15 protein-coding genes and 1 pseudogene are annotated in these 18,555 nt (G+C 56.6%); 8 read left to right on the top strand and 8 right to left on the bottom strand.

The window, feature by feature from the left end; genetic code table 11:
- Window positions 1-66 precede the first annotated feature (66 nt).
- Window positions 67-243: pseudogene (locus ACFOFO_RS08580) on the bottom strand (zinc-ribbon domain-containing protein); the annotation flags it as partial.
- Between the two features lie 541 nt (window positions 244-784).
- On the opposite strand from ACFOFO_RS08580, the gene ACFOFO_RS08585 reads away from it, so the two are divergent.
- The 3 genes from ACFOFO_RS08585 to ACFOFO_RS08595 all read left to right on the top strand — a co-directional run bounded on the left by ACFOFO_RS08585 (window position 785) and on the right by ACFOFO_RS08595 (window position 4,842).
- Entirely contained in the window at window positions 785-2,230 is a 1,446-nt protein-coding gene (locus ACFOFO_RS08585; RefSeq protein WP_390331358.1) for a PAS domain-containing sensor histidine kinase, read from the top strand.
- 34 nt (window positions 2,231-2,264) lie between these two features.
- Window positions 2,265-2,918, top strand: a complete 654-nt coding sequence (locus tag ACFOFO_RS08590; RefSeq protein WP_390323755.1) for a response regulator — start codon at window positions 2,265-2,267, stop codon at window positions 2,916-2,918.
- Window positions 2,919-3,225: 307 nt separating this feature from the next.
- Complete coding sequence (locus ACFOFO_RS08595) at window positions 3,226-4,842, top strand: GGDEF domain-containing protein (RefSeq protein WP_390331360.1); 1,617 nt, start codon at window positions 3,226-3,228, stop codon at window positions 4,840-4,842.
- Between the two features lie 232 nt (window positions 4,843-5,074).
- Here the strand turns inward: ACFOFO_RS08595 and ACFOFO_RS08600 are convergent, their stop codons facing one another.
- Window positions 5,075-6,337, bottom strand: coding sequence for a YihY family inner membrane protein (locus ACFOFO_RS08600; RefSeq protein WP_390331362.1), 1,263 nt, complete (start codon window positions 6,335-6,337; stop codon window positions 5,075-5,077).
- Between the two features lie 147 nt (window positions 6,338-6,484).
- Between ACFOFO_RS08600 and wrbA the strand changes: the two genes are divergently transcribed.
- From wrbA to ACFOFO_RS08620, 4 genes are read left to right on the top strand one after another with little or no spacing between them, the layout of a single operon-like run.
- On the top strand, window positions 6,485-7,093 hold the full coding sequence (wrbA, locus tag ACFOFO_RS08605; RefSeq protein ID WP_390323749.1) for an NAD(P)H:quinone oxidoreductase: 609 nt from the start codon (window positions 6,485-6,487) through the stop codon (window positions 7,091-7,093).
- Window positions 7,093-7,488: a DUF2069 domain-containing protein gene (locus ACFOFO_RS08610; protein ID WP_390323747.1), complete on the top strand. Its 396-nt coding sequence runs from the start codon at window positions 7,093-7,095 to the stop codon at window positions 7,486-7,488. The genes wrbA and ACFOFO_RS08610 overlap by 1 nt, the downstream gene beginning before the upstream one ends.
- Window positions 7,485-8,891 carry an FAD-binding oxidoreductase gene (locus ACFOFO_RS08615; protein WP_390323746.1) on the top strand — a complete coding sequence of 469 codons (1,407 nt, stop codon included), beginning with the start codon at window positions 7,485-7,487 and terminating at the stop codon, window positions 8,889-8,891. The genes ACFOFO_RS08610 and ACFOFO_RS08615 overlap by 4 nt, the downstream gene beginning before the upstream one ends.
- A 26-nt stretch (window positions 8,892-8,917) precedes the next feature.
- Window positions 8,918-9,346, top strand: coding sequence for a DUF4124 domain-containing protein (locus ACFOFO_RS08620; RefSeq protein WP_390331363.1), 429 nt, complete (start codon window positions 8,918-8,920; stop codon window positions 9,344-9,346).
- 411 nt (window positions 9,347-9,757) lie between these two features.
- On the opposite strand, the gene ACFOFO_RS08625 is transcribed toward ACFOFO_RS08620, so the two are convergent.
- Window positions 9,758-10,738, bottom strand: a complete 981-nt coding sequence (locus tag ACFOFO_RS08625) for a hypothetical protein (RefSeq protein ID WP_390331364.1) — start codon at window positions 10,736-10,738, stop codon at window positions 9,758-9,760.
- A gap of 587 nt (window positions 10,739-11,325) precedes the next feature.
- Between ACFOFO_RS08625 and ACFOFO_RS08630 the strand changes: the two genes are divergently transcribed.
- Window positions 11,326-11,892 carry a class I SAM-dependent methyltransferase gene (locus ACFOFO_RS08630; protein WP_390331366.1) on the top strand — a complete coding sequence of 189 codons (567 nt, stop codon included), beginning with the start codon at window positions 11,326-11,328 and terminating at the stop codon, window positions 11,890-11,892.
- Between the two features lie 194 nt (window positions 11,893-12,086).
- Here the strand turns inward: ACFOFO_RS08630 and ACFOFO_RS08635 are convergent, their stop codons facing one another.
- The 5 genes from ACFOFO_RS08635 to ACFOFO_RS08660 all read right to left on the bottom strand — a co-directional run.
- Complete coding sequence (locus tag ACFOFO_RS08635) at window positions 12,087-12,890, bottom strand: uroporphyrinogen-III synthase (protein WP_390331368.1); 804 nt, start codon at window positions 12,888-12,890, stop codon at window positions 12,087-12,089.
- 341 nt (window positions 12,891-13,231) lie between these two features.
- Entirely contained in the window at window positions 13,232-14,617 is a 1,386-nt protein-coding gene (locus ACFOFO_RS08640) for a porin (RefSeq protein ID WP_390331370.1), read from the bottom strand.
- Between the two features lie 842 nt (window positions 14,618-15,459).
- Complete coding sequence (locus tag ACFOFO_RS08650) at window positions 15,460-17,169, bottom strand: putative bifunctional diguanylate cyclase/phosphodiesterase (RefSeq protein ID WP_390323736.1); 1,710 nt, start codon at window positions 17,167-17,169, stop codon at window positions 15,460-15,462.
- 125 nt (window positions 17,170-17,294) lie between these two features.
- Window positions 17,295-17,504: a DUF6494 family protein gene (locus ACFOFO_RS08655; protein WP_390323734.1), complete on the bottom strand. Its 210-nt coding sequence runs from the start codon at window positions 17,502-17,504 to the stop codon at window positions 17,295-17,297.
- A 209-nt stretch (window positions 17,505-17,713) separates the two neighbouring features.
- A partial coding sequence (locus tag ACFOFO_RS08660) for an NAD(P)(+) transhydrogenase (Re/Si-specific) subunit beta (RefSeq protein ID WP_390331372.1) occupies window positions 17,714-18,555 on the bottom strand: 842 nt, incomplete at its 5' end.

Below are 18,555 nucleotides of genomic sequence, written 5' to 3' on the forward strand. Positions count from 1 at the left end.
CGCGACCGCCTTTGGCGATGATGATGAAGGCGATCGCGTTTTTTTTACCGGTTCGCGAAAACTCATCCCGCACTTGCCACAGAATTTGGCCGTCGCCGGATTCGACGTCCGGCATTCCGGGCAAATTTTATGATCGGCGGATAGCGGCACCGGTTGATCGGCCGCGGGGAAGTTGTACGTACCGTATAACTTACAGGTTGCTGCATGCTGGCCATTTTCGACGCCGCATTGATCACATTTCAAAATCGACTCCCAGGATTGGTATGCTTGCGCTGCATTATGGCGTGTTTAGTTATTGTCTCAATGTAACGTCATTGCGCCGAATTGTCACTATGCGCAGGCTCCGCATGCACTGGTTGGTAAAGATGACCAATGTCGGTGCCAGGCTGGCCAATTTTACTGCGCTCTTTGATCCGACATACCCCGCGAATTTTTTATCCCACGGCCATGACTGTGTTTGATAATTATCAAACATTTATAGGAGTATCCATCAATTTCCATGTACTTTATTGCGCATTGTTAGCGCATCACCATGAGTATTTTGTTTTTGATGGGCTCGAATAGATATCTGTTGGCCGGGCCGACCCGATACGCTGATTGGCCCCCCACGTGGTGCTTGTATTTGTCGGCGCCGAATGGCGCAAAAAATGTATCCGCGATCCGGCATAAATACGATGACAAACGTGGTTATAATTTTGAGCGGCAAAACGCCCCCGCTCCTGCTCCGCGTGAGCCAACTTTTCGCCGGTCCGACGCCATTGTGCATCAACAGCAAATCGACAACATGATGCAACTGCAATGCCTGGCCGCGATCATGCGCGGCGCGTTCAACGAAATCTATATTTTTGACGCGGACACGCTGGGTTTTATCGAAACCAACCAAGCCGCGCGCGATAATCTGCAATACAGCGAGGCCGAGTTGGCCGCCATGACGCCCGTACAGATTGCCAGCGGCTTGGATCTCGACGCGCTGGCGGCGTTGTTGCAGCCCCTGCGCACCGGCGATACGGCACAGGCGACGCTCGATACCATCCATGTCCGCAAGGACGGCAGCAGCTATCCGTTGCAATGCCGCTTGTTTCATTGCGCCGCGCCAGAGACCGGGGGCGCAGCAACCTTCGTCCTGATCGGTAACGACGTCAGCACCCAGCATGCGTCGGCCGAAGCACTTGGCATCAGCGAATCACGTTTCCACGCGATCGTGTCTAACACACCGGGTCTGGTGTATCAGTTCGTTTGGCGGCCGGATGGTCAGACTTCCTTCCCTTATCTGGGCGACGGTTGCCGGGCGCTGCTCGGCATCACGTCGGAACATCTGCGTAGCGTCCCGTCGCAATTTGTGGAGCTGATCTTGCCGATAGACCGGCCATCGTATCTGGAATCGATGGCGGCTTCCGCGGCTGAACTGAAGAGCTGGAACTGGGAGGGCCGGATCTGGATCGATGCGTGGCGGGATGTGAAATGGATCAATCTACGCTCCACCCCGCGCATCGCGAAGAACGGTGGCGTGCAATGGGAGGGCATCATGTCCAATATCACCCAGAGCAAACTGGAAGAATCGGAGATCAAGCAGTCGCGCGCCCGACTGGCTGAACTGTCAGCCCATGTCGACCGCGTCAAAGAGCAGGAGCGGACCCGCATCGCACGGGAAATTCACGACGATATCGGCGGCAACCTGACCGCGATCAAGATGGCCCTGTCGCTGCTGACCAATCGATTGCCGGCCAACAATCCCGTGCTACGGGACAAGACCGCCTATGTCGAATTGCTAGTTGATCGCACCATCGATTCAGCCCATATGATCGCGCGCGATCTGCGACCGAGCATCCTCGATTTTGGCGTAGTGGCCGCACTCGACTGGCAGACCAGGGAATCGGAAAAGCAGCTCGGGTTCCCCTGTCAGTTTTCGGCCAATGTGAGCGAGATCGAGCTGCACCCAGACCAGGCGACGGCGATCTTCCGCATTTTCCAAGAGGCCATGACCAATATTGCAAAACACGCACAGGCGAGCCGCGTCGGTGTGAACCTGATCCGACACGATGCCGGCGTGACCCTGAAAATCGCCGACAATGGCGTGGGTATCGCCGCTGCAGACTGCTTAAAATCCCAATCCTTCGGCATCCGCGGCATGGTGGAGCGGGCTCAGGCGATGGGTGGTGAACTGACGGTCGGTCCGGTGGCCGGCGGCGGCAGCGTGGTCACCGTCGAATTGCCGCTTTCGGCAGACTGAACGGCGCGACGAACGAATTATTTCAAATGATCTCATGACAGAAAATACCAACATCCGGGTCCTCATCGCCGACGATCACGCCATCGTGCGCGAGGGGCTGAAGCAGATTCTGGCTGACACGCCCGATATCGTGGTGGCAGGCGAAGCCGACAATGGACTCGATGCGATCAAACTGGTGCGCAGCAACGACTGCCACGTCCTGCTGCTCGATATTTCGATGCCGGACCGCAGCGGCATCGAGGTGCTCAAGCAGATCAAGAAGGAAATGCCGCAAGTGGCCGTGCTGATGCTGTCGATGCATCGCGAAGAGCAATATGCGATCCGCTCGCTGAGAGCCGGCGCCGCGGGTTACCTGAACAAACAAAGTGCACCGAACGAACTGGTCAATGCGATCCGGCAGGTGGCAAAGGGCCTAAAATATATCAGTCCGACGCTGGCGCAGACGCTGGCACAGCAGATCGGCGAAGATCACGAAATCCTGTTGCACGATACGCTGTCGGACCGTGAATATCAGACCCTGGTGATGATCGCGTCCGGCAAAACCATCAGCGCGATCGCGCAGGAGTTGTCGCTGTCGGTCAAGACAGTCAGCGAATACCGCTCGCGCTTACTGGTAAAAATGAAACTGCAGAACAGCGCTGAGCTCACCCATTATGCGATCAAGAATCAGCTGATTGATCTATCCTGACACGCGCATTGCCGCCGCAAATCCAACTTTAAAATATACTCCATGGCAAGACATAGGATTGCGCATATAAACAGAAGGAATTGACTATATACTCCGCCAATATTGCATGTGACTATTACACTATTGCGCCCGAATACTCGATCCGGGTTTTTCTCCCACCCGACTTCCGTCTGAATTCGTCACATAAATATTCCGACCAAACGCTAAAGTAAGTATATTTCCTGCCGTTAATCTCCGTCTTGACATAAAGATATCTCCGATACCATGGGGCATGATACGAGCCAAGTCGGTTCCGGATGGTCAGGCCATGCACAATAAACCAGAAAATTCATTCTCCCCGCCGCCGCAGAATCCCGCCGACATCGCGCGCGAAGCATTTCGACGGTTGGCAACACGGCGCATAGCACCGACGCCCGACGCCTATCGCGAAATCTTCAATGAAGTCGCCGGCATTACCACTCCCGGCAACAGCATCGCAGGATCGACCGCAGCTGCGGAAGTCGTCATCCGCCCAGCCGACGACGGCGCACTCACAGTGCTGACCAATTTCGCAGCCAATCTGCGCCACGGCCAGGGCGAGATCGCCGAACTTGGCCAGCGTTTTCATCGGGCAGCCGATACCCGCAATTGGCAGGATTACGGCAAGGGCCTGAGCGAAGTCATCGATAAGTATTTGAGGAAAACCACGGTCATCGAGATAGTCAGTGCGCTGCCGGTCGACGGCCATCAAACGCGCATGTTGCGCGAATTGCTGGCACGCGCGCTGACGTTCGCGATTGCGTCGTTGCTGCAAGACGCGCCGGAGCTGGCGACCGAATCGGAATCGCTCGGTTCAGCCGTCAAGACCGCGCAGAGTGACGAGGCGCTGAACGAGATTGCGTCGCGCCTGAAACGGCTGTGTTATCAGATCGAGTTAAAAACCGGCGATTCGGGCGAGCAGCAGGAAATGCTGTTCCGCTTGTTCAAGCTATTGCTGGACAATGTCAGCGAACTACTGGAAGACGACAGCTGGTTGCATGGCCAGATCGCGGTGGTGCAAAAGCTGATTTCCGGTCCGCTCGATCATCGCGCGCTGGAAGATGCGACCCGCAGTCTGAAGGAAGTGATCTACAAGCAGGGATTGCTGAAACACAGCCTGTCGGAAGCCAAAGTCACGGTCAAACACATGATGATGACCTTCATCGACCGACTGAATAGTGTCGCGGAGAGTACCGGCGACTATCATCAAAAAATCGACAATTACACACAAAAGATGAGCCAGGCTGACAACGTCACCGATCTCAACCATATCCTGCACGAAGTGCTGCGCGAGACCCGCATTGTGCAAACTGAAGCGCTGCGGTCGCGCGACAAGATGATCTCCGCACGACAGGAGGTGCAGGACGCAGAAAACCGGATCCATGAGCTGGAAGCCAAGCTCAGACATCTGAGTGAACTGGTGCGCGAAGACCAGCTGACCGGCAGCCTGAACCGGCGCGGCCTCGACGAAGTCTACGCACGCGAGGCGGCACGCGCCGATCGTCGCGGCAGTACCTTATGTGTGGCCCTGCTCGACCTGGATAATTTCAAGCGTCTGAATGACACGATGGGTCATCTGGTCGGCGATGAAGCGCTGGTGCATCTGGTGCGGGTAGTCAAGGATACGCTGCGCTCGATGGATGTGATCGCGCGTTTCGGTGGGGAAGAATTCCTGATCCTGCTGCCCGAAACCGGCCTGGAAGATGCCACCCAGACTCTGATCCGCGTGCAACGGGCGCTAACCAGGCATTTTTTCATGCATCAGAACGAACGCGTGCTGATCACCTTCAGTGCCGGCGTCGCCTTGCGCGCGCCGAACGAGGACCAGGCATCGGTGGTCAGCCGTGCCGACCAGGCACTGTACCAGGCCAAAAAGGCCGGCAAGAACCGGGTTATTGCAGGCTAGGAGCCTGTCGGACTCAGGGCTCGGCGCCCCCGGAAAATCGGCTAGCAACACCCGAGCGATTCACTGTCACCGCTTGTTTGGTCAATTGTTCGCTATTGAAGCTATTGAAGCCATTGACGCTATTGACGCTGCAAAAGCGGAAAAATCTGCCCTCGCTCGGCCACAACTCGCTTCGATTTCCTAAGCCCGACAGGCCCCCAGTGGAGTGCTGATCTGTATTGGCGGCGCCATGTCACTCGACATTGAAGTGCGCGGCCAGTGTTTCGTTCAATCCCCGTTCGACGGCCGTTTCGACCCGTCTCGCCAGCGCATTTTTACCCGATGTCTTGAATACGAACAGCCGGTACACATCGGCCAGTTTCAATTGCTCGGGATTGGCCAGCAGGGTCCAGCGATCCACTTCGTCGGATCGACGTTTGCGAAACTTGATGCGGCGCGGCGCCTCGGCCTTGATCCGTCCCACCCAACCGGCGTCCAGCATGTTTTGCAGCAAGCTTTCAATCTCGTCGAAACCGAGCCGGGTCCGACTCCGTATCATTGCAGCGTCAACCGCCGCGGTGGCGTCGAACGTACGTGCCTGATACAACACGCGGATAATCGACATCGCATCGACAAACACGCTGCCGGGCGCCGGCACATGCCACCAGCGCTCATATTTGACGATCGGCAAGGCCGCCGCCAGCACCGCGCCGACCAGCGTGATCAGCCAAGACAAATATATCCACACCAGAAAAATCGGCATCGCAGCCAACGCCCCGTAAATCATCGTATAGGTCGGGAAGCGCGCAATAAAGATGGCAAACAGCCGTTTCGCCACTTCAAAGGCGAGTGCCGCCAGCAGCCCGCCCCACGCCGCATCCCGCCAATCGACCAGCCGGTTTGGCACCGTCACGTACAGCAAGGTAAAGGCGCCGGTGGTCAACAGAATCGAGATCGCAGTGTAAAACATCGCCCCGATCAAGGGCACGCTGCTGACGACGCCGCTGGTCGCGGCAAACAGGTAGGAGGTCAGGCTGATCGAGACGCCGATCAGCAGCGGCCCCAGGGTGATGATGGCCCAATACACCAGCATCCGCTGCGCGAACGGGCGCGCCGTTCGGACGCGCCAGATCTGATTGAAGGCGCGCTCGATCATCGCCATCATCGCAATCGCGGTCACGATCAGCGCGATCGCGCCGACCGCAGACAAGCGCGTCGCCTTGGTCGCGAACAGCGTCAAATAACCGAGTACCGTGTTGGCAACTGCCTTCGGCATCAGGCTCTGGGTGAAATACGCTTCGAGCGAGGTGCGGAAGGTATTGAACAGCGGAAAAGTGGTGAAGATCGCCAGCGCAATGGTCAGGATCGGCACCAGTGCCAGCACCGCCGTGAACGTCAGGCTGCCCGCAACCTGCGGCAGGCGCTCCTCCTCCAGCCGACGCAAGGCGAACCGAAACAGATTGCGCACATCAGGCCACGACAGGCCACGCAACAGTGCTAAATGGGAAGAGGACATGGAAGAGGACTATACGGCAGCGGAAGAATCAGCGGTCACGGTAATCATGTACGGGCAGCAGGAAAACGATCAAAGCGGCCGCGACAGGTGCAAGTTTGTCCGCGCCTTCTATTTTCCATGCCAAAAAAGCACCCTATAATACCAAGCATGAACCGATCCAATCTGACTATTCTCGTTTTGTTTTACTCGCGCCATGGCGCAACCCGCAAACTGGCCGAATTGATCGCCCAAGGAATCGAAAGCGTCGCCGGCTGCGATGCCAGACTCCGTACCGTTCCCGCCGTCTCCAACGTGGCAGAACAGACCGAATCGGATATCCCGCCGCAAGGCGCGCCTTATGTCGAACTGCAAGACTTAAAGGAATGCGCCGGACTCGCGCTGGGGTCGCCGACCCGCTTCGGCAACATGGCATCGGCAATGAAATATTTCTGGGATGGCACCGCGACGGACTGGCTGTCCGGTACTCTGGCCGGCAAACCGGCCTGCGTGTTTACCTCTACCGGCAGCCTGCACGGCGGCCAAGAGACCACGCTGCTGTCGATGATGATCCCGCTGCTGCATCACGGCATGTTGCTGCTCGGTTTGCCATACACCCTGCCGCAACTGATGACCACCGCGACCGGTGGTAGTCCCTACGGCGCCAGCCATTGGGCCGGACTCGACGGCAACAAGCCGCTGTCGGAAGACGAAAAGCAGCTGGCGCTGGCGCTGGGACGGCGACTGGCCGAGTCGGCCCGCAAACTGCAAGGTAAATGATGCAATCCTCAACGCAAAAATTTTTTCATGTCGGCGCAATCGTCAGCCTGCTGACGCTAATCACGCTGTGCATTGCATGGGAAACGTTCTTAGCGCCGCTGCGGCCTGGCGGCTCGTGGATGGTGCTGAAGGTCCTGCCCCTGCTGGTACCGCTGCGCGGCGTCATCAAGCGCGATGTCTACACCATGCAGTGGTCGTCGATGCTGATCCTGATTTACTTCACCGAAGGCATCGTGCGTGGCACTAGCGATCGCGATCATCTGTCTGCGATACTCGGCTGGGTCGAAGTGGCGCTAGTCTGCATCTATTTTTTCTGCACGATTTATTATCTGCGGCCTTATAAACAAGCGGCCAAAAAACTGGCCAAAAAAGTGATAGAAAAAGCCTCAAAATGACCACATTTCTCGACCTCTGCCGTAGCGCGATCGGCGCCGACTATGTAGTGACCGACGACGCCGATATGGCGTCCTATCTGATCGACTGGCGCCGCCGCTTCAGCGGCAACGCACTGGCGGTTGTCAAGCCGGCCAACACCGAAGAAGTGGCCGCCATCGTCCGGCTGTGCAACCAGTTCAGGGTGCCAGTCGTGCCACAAGGCGGCAATACCGGCCTGGTGCTGGGCAGCGTGCCGGATGACAGCGGAACTGCGATAGTGATGTCGCTGGTACGCTTGAACCGGATTCGCGCGATCGATACCGTCAACAATACGATGACCGCGGAAGCGGGCTGCATCCTGGAAAATATCCAGAACGCAGCAGCCGAAGCGGCGCGACTGTTCCCGCTGTCACTGGCAGCGGAGGGCAGCTGCACTATCGGCGGCAATCTTGCCACCAATGCCGGCGGTACCGGCGTACTGCGCTACGGCAACGCACGCGAACTATGCCTGGGACTTGAAGTCGTCACACCGCAAGGCGAGATCTGGAGCAGCCTGCGCGGACTGCGCAAGGACAATACCGGCTACGATTTGCGCGACCTTTTCATCGGTGCGGAAGGTACGCTCGGCATCATTACCGCCGCCGTGCTGAAACTGTTTCCGCAGCCGAAGGCGCAACTGACCGCGCTGGCGGCGATGCAGACCCCGGAAGATGCACTGCGATTGCTGACCATGACGCAAAACCACTGCGGCGCCGGCTTGACCGGTTTCGAGCTGATGTCTGATTTCTGCCTGCAACTGGTTTCGAAGCACTATCCGCAGATGCGGCCGCCGTTCGCACAGGATCATGCGCAATATGTGCTGCTCGAACTGTCGGATAATGAATCGGAAGAGCATGCGGTAGCGTTACTGGAAGCGTTCATCGGCGATGCGCTGGAAGCCGGAATCATTCAGGATGCAATTGTCGCCGCCTCGATTGCGCAATCGAAGGCATTATGGAATCTGCGTGAGCACATTCCGCTGGCGCAGGCCGAAGAGGGCAAGAATATCAAGCACGATATTTCGGTGCCGATTTCCAGCATCGGACAATTCATTCAATCCACCGACGTGCAGTTGCAGCAGCAATTCCCCGGCTGCCGCATGGTCACTTTCGGCCATCTCGGCGACGGCAATCTGCATTACAACGTGTCGCCGCCGGCCGGCGATTCGGCCGACGCGTTCATCGCGCAGCAAGCCGCCGTCAACCGGGTGGTACATGACAGCGCGAACCGTTACGGCGGTTCGATCTCGGCCGAGCACGGGGTCGGCGCGCTGAAACGCAAGGAAATTCGCGACTACAAATCGGCAGTCGAGATGGCGCTGATGCAAAGCATCAAACAGGCGATCGATCCCTTGAATTTAATGAATCCGGGCAAAGTCGTCTAATACCGCTCCCCCCATATCGGAAATCCATGCGCTACCTCCTGCTGCTATCCCTGCTCGCCGCGTTCGCCATTCCTGCGTCGGCCGCCTACAAATGCGAAGCGAACGGCAAGATCACATACAGCGATCTGCCCTGCCCCAACGCCAGGGTCGTGAAACTCGACGACCCGGTGGCGCCGGAGGAAGCCAGCAGCGCGGAGCGGCGCGCGGCGCGGGACAAGACAGAATTGCAAGGTCTTGCTTACGAAAGGCACAAACAGGAGGCAATCGCAGACAAGGAGCAACGGCGGCTCGCGCGCCTTTCCGGCACGAGACAAAAAAGGTGCGCATCACTGACGCAAAGAAAAAAATGGGCGGATGAAGATCTGGTCACCGCGAGCGGTAGAGCAATGGCGAAATCGAAGCGGAAGGCACATCGTGCAGCCGAAAAACTGGCGCTGGAATGCGGCAATATCTGAACAACGCCGAGCCGATCTCCATGCGCAATTTCGAATGCGCGAAATGTCCAGATCATTTGGTTTGAGAATGCGTGTAACAGAAGCGCATCATTGCTTGCGTTGCATCCGGACCTTTCGGGTCCGTGTCGGTCCCGCTCCGGCTGCAACAGGTCGAGAGCATGCACTTCGACCATCACTGCAATCCAGCCCGCTCGCTTCAGTCCGCTTTGCGTTCCGGCCCGATCGCCCACGTCGGAGCACCGTGCGGTGCGTATGCTCATGCGTCGTCGAAGACGAGCCACGGTTCGCACTGAAGGCTAAATGTTTGGCTAGCCGATCGACACGATGCGATCAGTTCTCGCTCATGAATATTGGCGCCCGCAAGTGCGGCAGCGCCCACTTTGCAAAGCAAGGATGCATGGCTGGCCCGCATTAATTATTGCGTTCCTGACCGCGTTCCTCACCTTTCTCGCGGTCTTTCTCCCGCCCTTGCCCCCGCTTGGGCTCCTGCGACGCTCCCTTACCATCCCGAATATTTTCCTGGCTTGACCTTGGCGTCTGCTGCTCACGCTGGGCTGCCCCTTGCTGTGGCTGCTGCCTCTGATCTTGGACTACCGCGCCCCGTTGTCGAGGCGGGGCTTGGGTTGGGGCTGACCTCTGAATGTCTTCGCCTTCGTTTTGCGGCCGCTGTGCGCGTAGGACGGCTGGACCGCCCTGCTGGAGCGGCGGCGGGTTAGAGCGCTGGATATCCTGCTGCCTGGGACTTCTCTCCTGAGGCGGCGCTCCCTGCGGTCCCCGCTGAGACGGTGCGGGCGCTCTTTGCACTGCCTGCTCCTGATAGTGTTGCCGCACTCTGGCGTCCCGCGGCTGGTAACGGTAATTCTGGCTGCGCAGCGCCTGCTGCTGCTCGACTCGGGGATACCGTTCCCCTGAATACTGTCGCTGATAGACGGGCAGCGGGGCCGGCGCTGGAGCGGAACTGCGGTTCCACCTGTCCCATCCGCTTCGACGCTGCCCCCATTCATTGCCCCAGTGCTCGCCCCAGTGTGGCGGCGCATCCGGCCGCCACCCGCGAAAGTACGCAGGAGGACTCCGGTAGTAGCGCACAGGGATTCGCAGCACGAAAAGTGGCACAATTTCCGGGGCCACGAGCTGCCAAGGTCCGTTGTACCAGGAACTCGCGTACCAGTTATCCCTCTGGTATACCCAGTACATGCCGTCGTAGAAGAAAAAGTTCGAAGGCAGTTGCGGAGCGTAGTAGACCGGGTAGCCCGGCACTTGGACGAGTTCCGGGAACACCGGCAGGTTGATCCCGATGCTCACGCCGGGAACCCCGATACCGATGCTCACCTGAGCAGTGGCCGACGTCACCGAACCAAACAGCATCCACAGCACAATGAGTCCGTAGCGCATTTTCTGTTCTCCAGTTCGATCACCGGGGTCGGAGTGTTGTCACCGGAGTAACACACGCCCCAATTCCTCATAAAATTGCTCTTGTGCCAGATTAGCCGAATCCGTCCGGCACATTCTGTCCGATATCATAGGTAAGGCGGATATCCGTATCTGCCGAGCGCCACCGTCGACACGACCGATGCCGGCAGCTACTTGCTCAACAAAGACCGCACCGGCTGGAGCCGCCGCCCTAATCTGGCCCTGTCGCATTAACTATCGAGCATCTCGATTCACGTCGTTTTTTGAAATGGAAAAAGACCGCCGCATCGTTAGCGGGATATATCCAAGAAGTACGCGCGCGTGAGGGTGGATGCTGATGGATGTTTAGCGTTGCGGGCGCGTGCGCAAGAATGAAGCAGTTGACAGCGGCAGTGCGCAGTACACACGCGTGTGATGGCGGAACTGCTAAGCTAAGTCTTTTCAAAGTAGCTGGCCTCGCTTGTGCGGCATCAATCGATGGTCCATACATAGCCCCAATTTCGATGCTGGCGTTACACTAGCTCGGAGATGCTTGGTGCGCCCCTCACGAACGCCACGAAAGACTGACTGTGAGCACAAAATTTTTCCTAAATTACCTGAAAGCCCCCGGCTTGGTAGGGGCTATTGCGCCATCGTCCATATTCCTGGCCAAGGCACTGTGTCAGCAGGCGCGAGGCGCGCAGCATCTCATTGAGCTAGGCGCGGGAACAGGGGCCATTACCCAGTGCTTGCGTGAGGAGTTTCCAGAGGCAACGTTGGTGGTAGTAGAGCGGGATGAACCGATGGCTGCGGCGCTGCAATGGCGCTTCGGGACGTGCATAGTGGTGGCCGATGCCATTCAGGCCAGAAAAGACCTCTTTAATGAAATTCCTGACGCATCGGTGGCAGTTTCGTCCTTGCCGTTTCGTAGCTTCCCCGATACCGTTGCGGTACAAGTTATTACATTATTAAGAGACTTTTTGCTGACGAGCCCGAAAAGGCGACTCGTTCAGTACACTTATGGCCAGCGGGTTCCGTTCGACTCGCCACACAAGACTCTCATTTGGAAGCGTCAGGAGCTCATTCTGCGTAACGTTCCACCCGCCTGGGTCTGGACGCTCCAGCAGTCAGGGTCGGGCATCAAGCCTATACCCTGACTATCCAAGATGTCTAGCCAAGACAAGCGCCTGATACTCGATGTAACAGGCGTCGCAAAAACGCAAACCTCAATAAGACGGCTCTTAGCCCTGATTCAATAGTCAAAGCGGTCTGGCGCGTAAGGCTCCACTCGTTTTCAGTGCGATAAGTGACGATACGCAAAGCCAGCACCGGGAACGAGTGCCTCCTTCAATTACGATTCGGACAACATGCCATTGATCGCTGTAATAAATGGTCCAAGCTTGGGCGGATGCGGCTCGATATTGACCCTAATGCCTAGCTTGTTTAGCGCCGCAGTGCAAACCGGGCCGATCGACGCGATCACCGTCCGATTTAGGCTGTTTTTCAGCGTTTCCTGCCTCCCCGCCTGCTGTGCAACGCTGAACAGATTGTTTGCTTGCGATGCACTGGTGAAGGCGACCGCGTCGATTTCATTGCGATCGAGCGCATCCATCAGCTTGATCAGCGGCTCGATGTTTTCAGGCAGGCTCCAGCGGTAGGTTGCGATCTCGACCACCTGCGCGCCTTTGCCTTCGAGGGCCGTCTGCAGTTCCCAGTTGGTTTCGCCATAACGCTGCACCACCACGCGCTTTCCATGCAGCATCACTGAATCGAGCTCAAACAGCACCTCGTCGGTGGTGTAAGGCTCCTTGGCGCTGAAGTCGATGCGCACGTTGCGCGAGCGTAATACGGCGGTGGGCTTAGGACCGCGCACCACGACCTGTGCGGCCTCGAGCCGACCCAGCAACTGGTCCGTGAGATTCAGTGAATCGGTCGCTGCGAACAATGCCTTAACCCCGACACCGGTCTGGAAAATGAAAATATCCGGCGGCTTCAAGTCCCATTCTTTCAACAGTTCAGTGATATGCGCGGGATCGATGTCGGGGATCTCTGCCAAGGCAGGCGCGGAGAACGGCGTTCCGCCGTATTTTTTGACGAGGTCGGCCATCTGATCCCCGAGACGGTTTTCCAGAAGGGCGATGGTTTTGTCTAGCATGGTCAACTCCAGAGATGGGTGTTGAAATGATTTTTGGTATCCGGAATCGATGATGAATCCGGGTGTTGGCGCCAATCCAACGTTGACCCATGTGCCGGATTTCGTTAACCGAAGCATCAAGTGTGGGCGCCAATGCGATCTTGCGCCAGATGCCGAAATTCCGCTGACTCAGCCACAAGCTTAGTAAAATGCGTGCCGCATCAGAATTTTGGCCACCGCTTGGGCTTGTTTGTTCACCTTCTCGGCGCTGCGCCATCATAGATCTGCCGCATAAAAAAGCCCGCACACCATCAAGGTTGCGGGCGACATCCTGACTTCTGGAGAAGTTTGAGAAAAACGCTTTAGAAGACGTATTGCATGCCGGCTGACAACGCTTTAATGGTTTGGCCAGGAATGTTGTCGCCCGCATCATTGCGAGGCGACGCAATCGCAGTGCCATGCCCCCCTGTGCCGAGCGCATAGTGGGCGCCAGCACCTTGCTTAAGCACCGCTCCTACAAGGTAGAGGGCAAGTTGTTTATCGTAATGGTATTTCAAGCCAAGCGCATACATGTTGGCCTTGTCATTCACCGTTCCAAAGTCAGGACCGCCTGGCGTAGTAGATGCATGCGCCCATGCACCCATCAGATCCATCCCATGCCCAAGTTCTTGCACGTCGCTCAGATAATAACCAGTTCTGGCCCGTTCGTTGACGGTCGGGTCGATGCCGCCGTTACGATAAAATTTCTCGTAGATGCCAGAGAGACGGTTGCTGCCGAAGTTGTAAGAGACGCCGACTTTCGCCGCACTTTCATCGGCCGTATTGCCGCCATTGTCAGAGGTGCGGTCCACCAACTGATGTCGCTCGTAACTGACGGTGCCCAACAGGGGGCCAGACTCGTAATTGAGCGCAAGACTGTAGGCGTTTTTAAACGCGCCGTCATTGCACAATGTTGATCCCGGATCCGGCAACGAACCTGAGCTGCCGGGCGTGGCGCCAGCGCAGATTTTTTCACCTTGAGCAAAAGCATATTTGTCGGAGTTTGCCAGGTTATCGAATTTCTGGCCCGGCGAAAAAAGCGCATTGACAGAAAAGCCGCGCAGCTTTGGTGAGTCGTAAAAGATCGCATGCGGCAAGCGGGCATCGAACTCCGCTCGAAGGTCACCGCCCGTATTCCCCATGATGGTGTTGTAGTCGCCCACACTTGAGGCAAAAGGATCCATCATAGCCGTCGCCCGCTTGTATGGGGTGTCGGTTTTACCGAGCATCAGCTTGCCGAAGCCACCTTCCAAGCCAACAAACGAATTGCGTGAGGCGAGCGCACCCGTTTCGGTTGGGGTTCCGGATATATTGGCCAGCGTTTCAACCTGGAATATTGCCTTCATCCCGGTCGACCCCAGATCTTTGCTACCTCGAACCCCTACATAAGACAAATTGCTCGATACTTGTTTCACGCCTTGCTTGCCGTCGTTGCCGACATCGGCGGACAGATCGACAAAACCGTACAGTGACACGTTGGCCCCACCGATCTGCGTGGTCAGGGGGAAATCGGATGCGGCTGTTTTCTGCGGCGGTTGCGGCGTTGCAGCCATTGCTTCCAGCCTGTTTTGCATCGCAGCCATTTGCTTTTGCATCGCTTCCATCTGCTGCTTGAGCGTTTGAACTTCCGGTGAGTCCGCTGCCAAAGCCGGTTCCGACGCACCAAAAATTATGGCAAAAGCAACAGCCACGGGGGTCATTTTCATCATGATGTCTCTCTATTTGTGGGGTGGGCTGACAGCGCGAATGGCCGCCTTTGCGCAGAAAGGGAATCTCTGCGAAGCTGATCTTACGTAGGCGTTGTTGCTCCAGAACTTGACCTCGGTCAAGTTTTAAAAAAAGGAGATTTCCATTTTTAATTTCTTGACCGAGGTCAAGTTTCTGAATCATTCTCACCGCACTTTTATTCCTCTCTTACAACTTCTATTTCGACGAAGTGCCGTTAATCGGCAAGTGCCAAGAGCGGCCCTTTGTCAGACGGAATAAAAAAGGTGATAGATATGAGGCGTTGGCGCACGGATAGGCATTTGCCGTGAAACTGGCTAATTTTCCTGACCGAGTCGGTTATTCGCGCGATGCCCAATAAACACAACGCAGATTGTCGTCACCGCATTCCGAAGGTGAGATTCAAGGTAACAAATTGGTCACCCTATGAAGCGGGCCTTCACAGACGCGGCAGCCGGAGGTTGTGGATCACGCAAGACGAGATAAAAGCATGGAATGCGGCGTTTCGCTCGATGCCAGGCGGTCAACCGGTATATTCGGATCGCGCGATTGAGGCGAGCTTGATGCTGCGAGTCGCTATGCCATCGTCGATCTCAAGGATCCGACTCTCGACGAACTGTTGGCGGAATGGCAGACTTGGGACCGGCCCCATAGTTCACTGGGGGGGAAAGCGCCAATTGAGCGTCTTACCGAACTCGCTGATAGAGTCCTGCTTTGGGAGGAAATTGCGGCGAAGTTTGACCAGTCAAAAGAGCGTCTTCAACAACAAAATTATCGTGCTGAATTGGCGCTGAGAAAATTGCAATGATGCCTGTGAATCGCACATTCAATGGGCCCAGGATGATTGATCGAGCCACGCAGAAAATTCCATTGCAGGCATCGGCATGCTGACGTACTCTCCCTGCGCTTCATCACAACCCAGGCGCGCGAGGGATTCCCAAATGTCTCTGGTCGCAGTGCCTTCCGCGACCACTTTCATTTTCATGTTGTGGGCCATCTCGATGGTCGACTTCACGATCGCTGCCGCTCCCGGATCCTCGATCATATTCATGGTGAACGAATGGTCGATCTTGATCACATCGACAGGCAGTCTCAGCAAGTAACTCAAGCTAGAATAACCAGTCCCAAAATCGTCGATAAAAAGCTTGAGTCCCATCTGATGGAGCTGCTTGAGAACGCGTATCGAGGCCGCGGGATCCGCCATGATGCTGCTTTCCGTGATTTCCAGTCCCATCCAGCACGAGTCGACGCCCCAAGTTTTCAGCAGATCGTCGATGGACTCGGGCAGATTGGCATTGAGCAGATTGCGTGCCGACAGGTTGACTGCCAGCGGAATCATCCGCCCTTCCCGGCTCCATTCGTAACACTGCCGAACGGCCGCCTCAAGCATGCAATAGGTCAAGGGCTGAATCAACTCGGTGGGTTCGATGAGCGGAATGAACTGGTCAGGCAGAATCATGCCACGATCCGGATGCATCCAGCGCACAAGCGCTTCCGCGCTCGTGATCGTGCCTGTCTGAATATCGGCCTTTGGCTGGCAGTATAGCTGGAGCTGCCCTTGCTTGATCGCCTTGCGGAATTCGCCAAGCAAGGTCAAGCGCTGCGGCTTGTAAGGGTCATGCGCGGCATCATAAATCGTGTAACTGCGCCCGGATTGTCTGGCCCGATACAGTGCGATATCAGCATGCCGGATCAATGCGTCCGCATCGCTGCCGTGGCCTGGAAAGAATGCAATGCCTCCGTGCACGCCCAATTCAAAACTGATTTCTCCGACTGCGAGAGGATCTGCCAATGCATCCAGCAGTCTGCCAGTCAGATCGATCGCGGTTCCGGTACTAAGGTCTGACAGGACTACGCCGAATTGAACGTTACTGATCCGGGCAGACAACGCTCGCTCTCCTGCGACTTCACGGATGCGCGAACCGACCTGCTTCAACAATTCATCCCCGATCAGATGGCCCAGCGTGTAGTTGATTTCCCGAAACCGGGTCAGCTCCACGATCAGCAGAGCCAGGGACTTTCCTCCTTCTTTCGCTTGCGTGATTGCATCCTGCAAATCGCTTCGCAGTTTGGCGCGGTTTGGCAATCCGGTCAGCTCGTCGAAAAAAGCCAGATGCTCAATTTGCCGTTGCGCCCGGACGCGTTCGGTAACATCATTCACCAGCACGCAGATGGCCGCCCTGCCATTGAATACAAGCAATTGCTTGGCGGTTTCCACATGGATGATCGAGCCGTCTTTCAGACGATGCTGCCGCACATGGCTCTTCTGAAATCCTGCCCGGCGCTCCCTTTTGAGTTCCTGAATTTCTGTTAGCAGAGCGGGAATGTCGGCCGGGGGCCGGATTTCCTTGGTTGTCAGCAAGAGGAACTCATCCCGGCTGAAGCCATAGTGATGACTGGCCGCTTCATTAACCGCGAGAAATCCCAATGTCTCTGCATCGTATATGTACATCGGCTGGGGGCTGCATTCGAATAATGCCTGATACCAGGGATCTGTTCCGGTATTTAGTTGATCGACCTGGATGTTGTCGTCCATTATCGTGCGCGCTCCTCTACATCCTCTTCACGGCAATCTACATTCTTTTGCTCCACATCCTTCTTATCAATGCCTCCGCTTTATTTTTAGTCCGATGCCATGGACGGGATACCTAACGCAACAGCCTAGTCTGATAAAATTATTTCCCCTTCGAATTTTACATTCAACTTGAGTCCCGCAATTTCCAGCGTCATCCGGGCCGGAAGGGATTCATCGCCTTTAATCATCCCGTCTGCAATGGCCTTCGCCACCGCTTTCTCTATCTCGTTCTGCGAACTCACGCCAACCATCTTCAAAAACTTGCGCATGCTCAGATTAAAGGATTCTTCATTCATCACACTCTCCATTCGTTTCAGGGAATGACGTTTGACCGGATTTCACAGGGGACACGATGCGTCGTTGATTGCCTGCATCGCATGCCTGCATCACACTTCACGCGGTTAGACTGCCTCGGCCAGGATTAGTGCGGTGAAATGAAGGGAATCGGAGATGAAAACAGGACTGGGCCTTGCAACGCAGTGTTCGTTTTCAATGTGAATTGACATTAATCGACCGCCTTGACCATATCCTCAATCACCTTCTTCGCATCGCCGAACACCATCATGGTCTTGTCCATGTAGAACAGTTCGTTGTCCAGTCCGGCGTAGCCGGCGGCCATCGAGCGCTTGTTCACGATCACGGTCTTGGCTTTGTAGGCTTCCAGGATCGGCATGCCGGCAATCGGCGATGTCGGATCTTTCGCCGCCGGATTGACGACGTCGTTGGCGCCCAGCACCAGCACCACGTCGGCCTGGCCGAACTCGTTGTTGATATCATCCATCTCGAACACCTGGTCGTACGGCACTTCGGCTTCCGCCAGCAACACGTTCATGTGGCCCGGCATGCGGCCGGCGACCGGATGGATCGCGAACTTGACGCTCACGCCCTTGTGGGTCAGCTTCTCGGCCAGTTCCATCAACGCGTGCTGGGCGCGCGCCACCGCCAGACCGTAGCCCGGCACGATGATGACCGTTTCCGCATTGCCCATCAGGAACGCGGCGTCGTCGGACGAGCCCGATTTCACCGGGCGTTGCTGTTGCGCGCCAGCCGATGCGGCGGCACTGGTCCCGCCGCCAAAGCCGCCCAGCAGCACATTGAAGAACGAACGGTTCATCGCCTTGCACATGATGTAGGACAGGATCGCACCGCTTGATCCGACCAGCGAACCGGCGATGATCAGCATCGAATTGTTCAGCGAGAAGCCGATACCCGCAGCCGCCCAGCCGGAATAGCTGTTGAGCATCGACACCACCACCGGCATGTCGGCGCCGCCGATCGGGATGATGATCAACACGCCAAGCGCGAAGGCGATCGCGGCCATCAGCAGATAGGCGATCCACGCCGGTT

The sequence above is a fragment of the Pseudundibacterium arcticum genome (genome assembly GCF_042646465.1).
Taxonomy (GTDB): Bacteria; Pseudomonadota; Gammaproteobacteria; order Burkholderiales; family Burkholderiaceae_D; genus Undibacterium_A; species Undibacterium_A arcticum.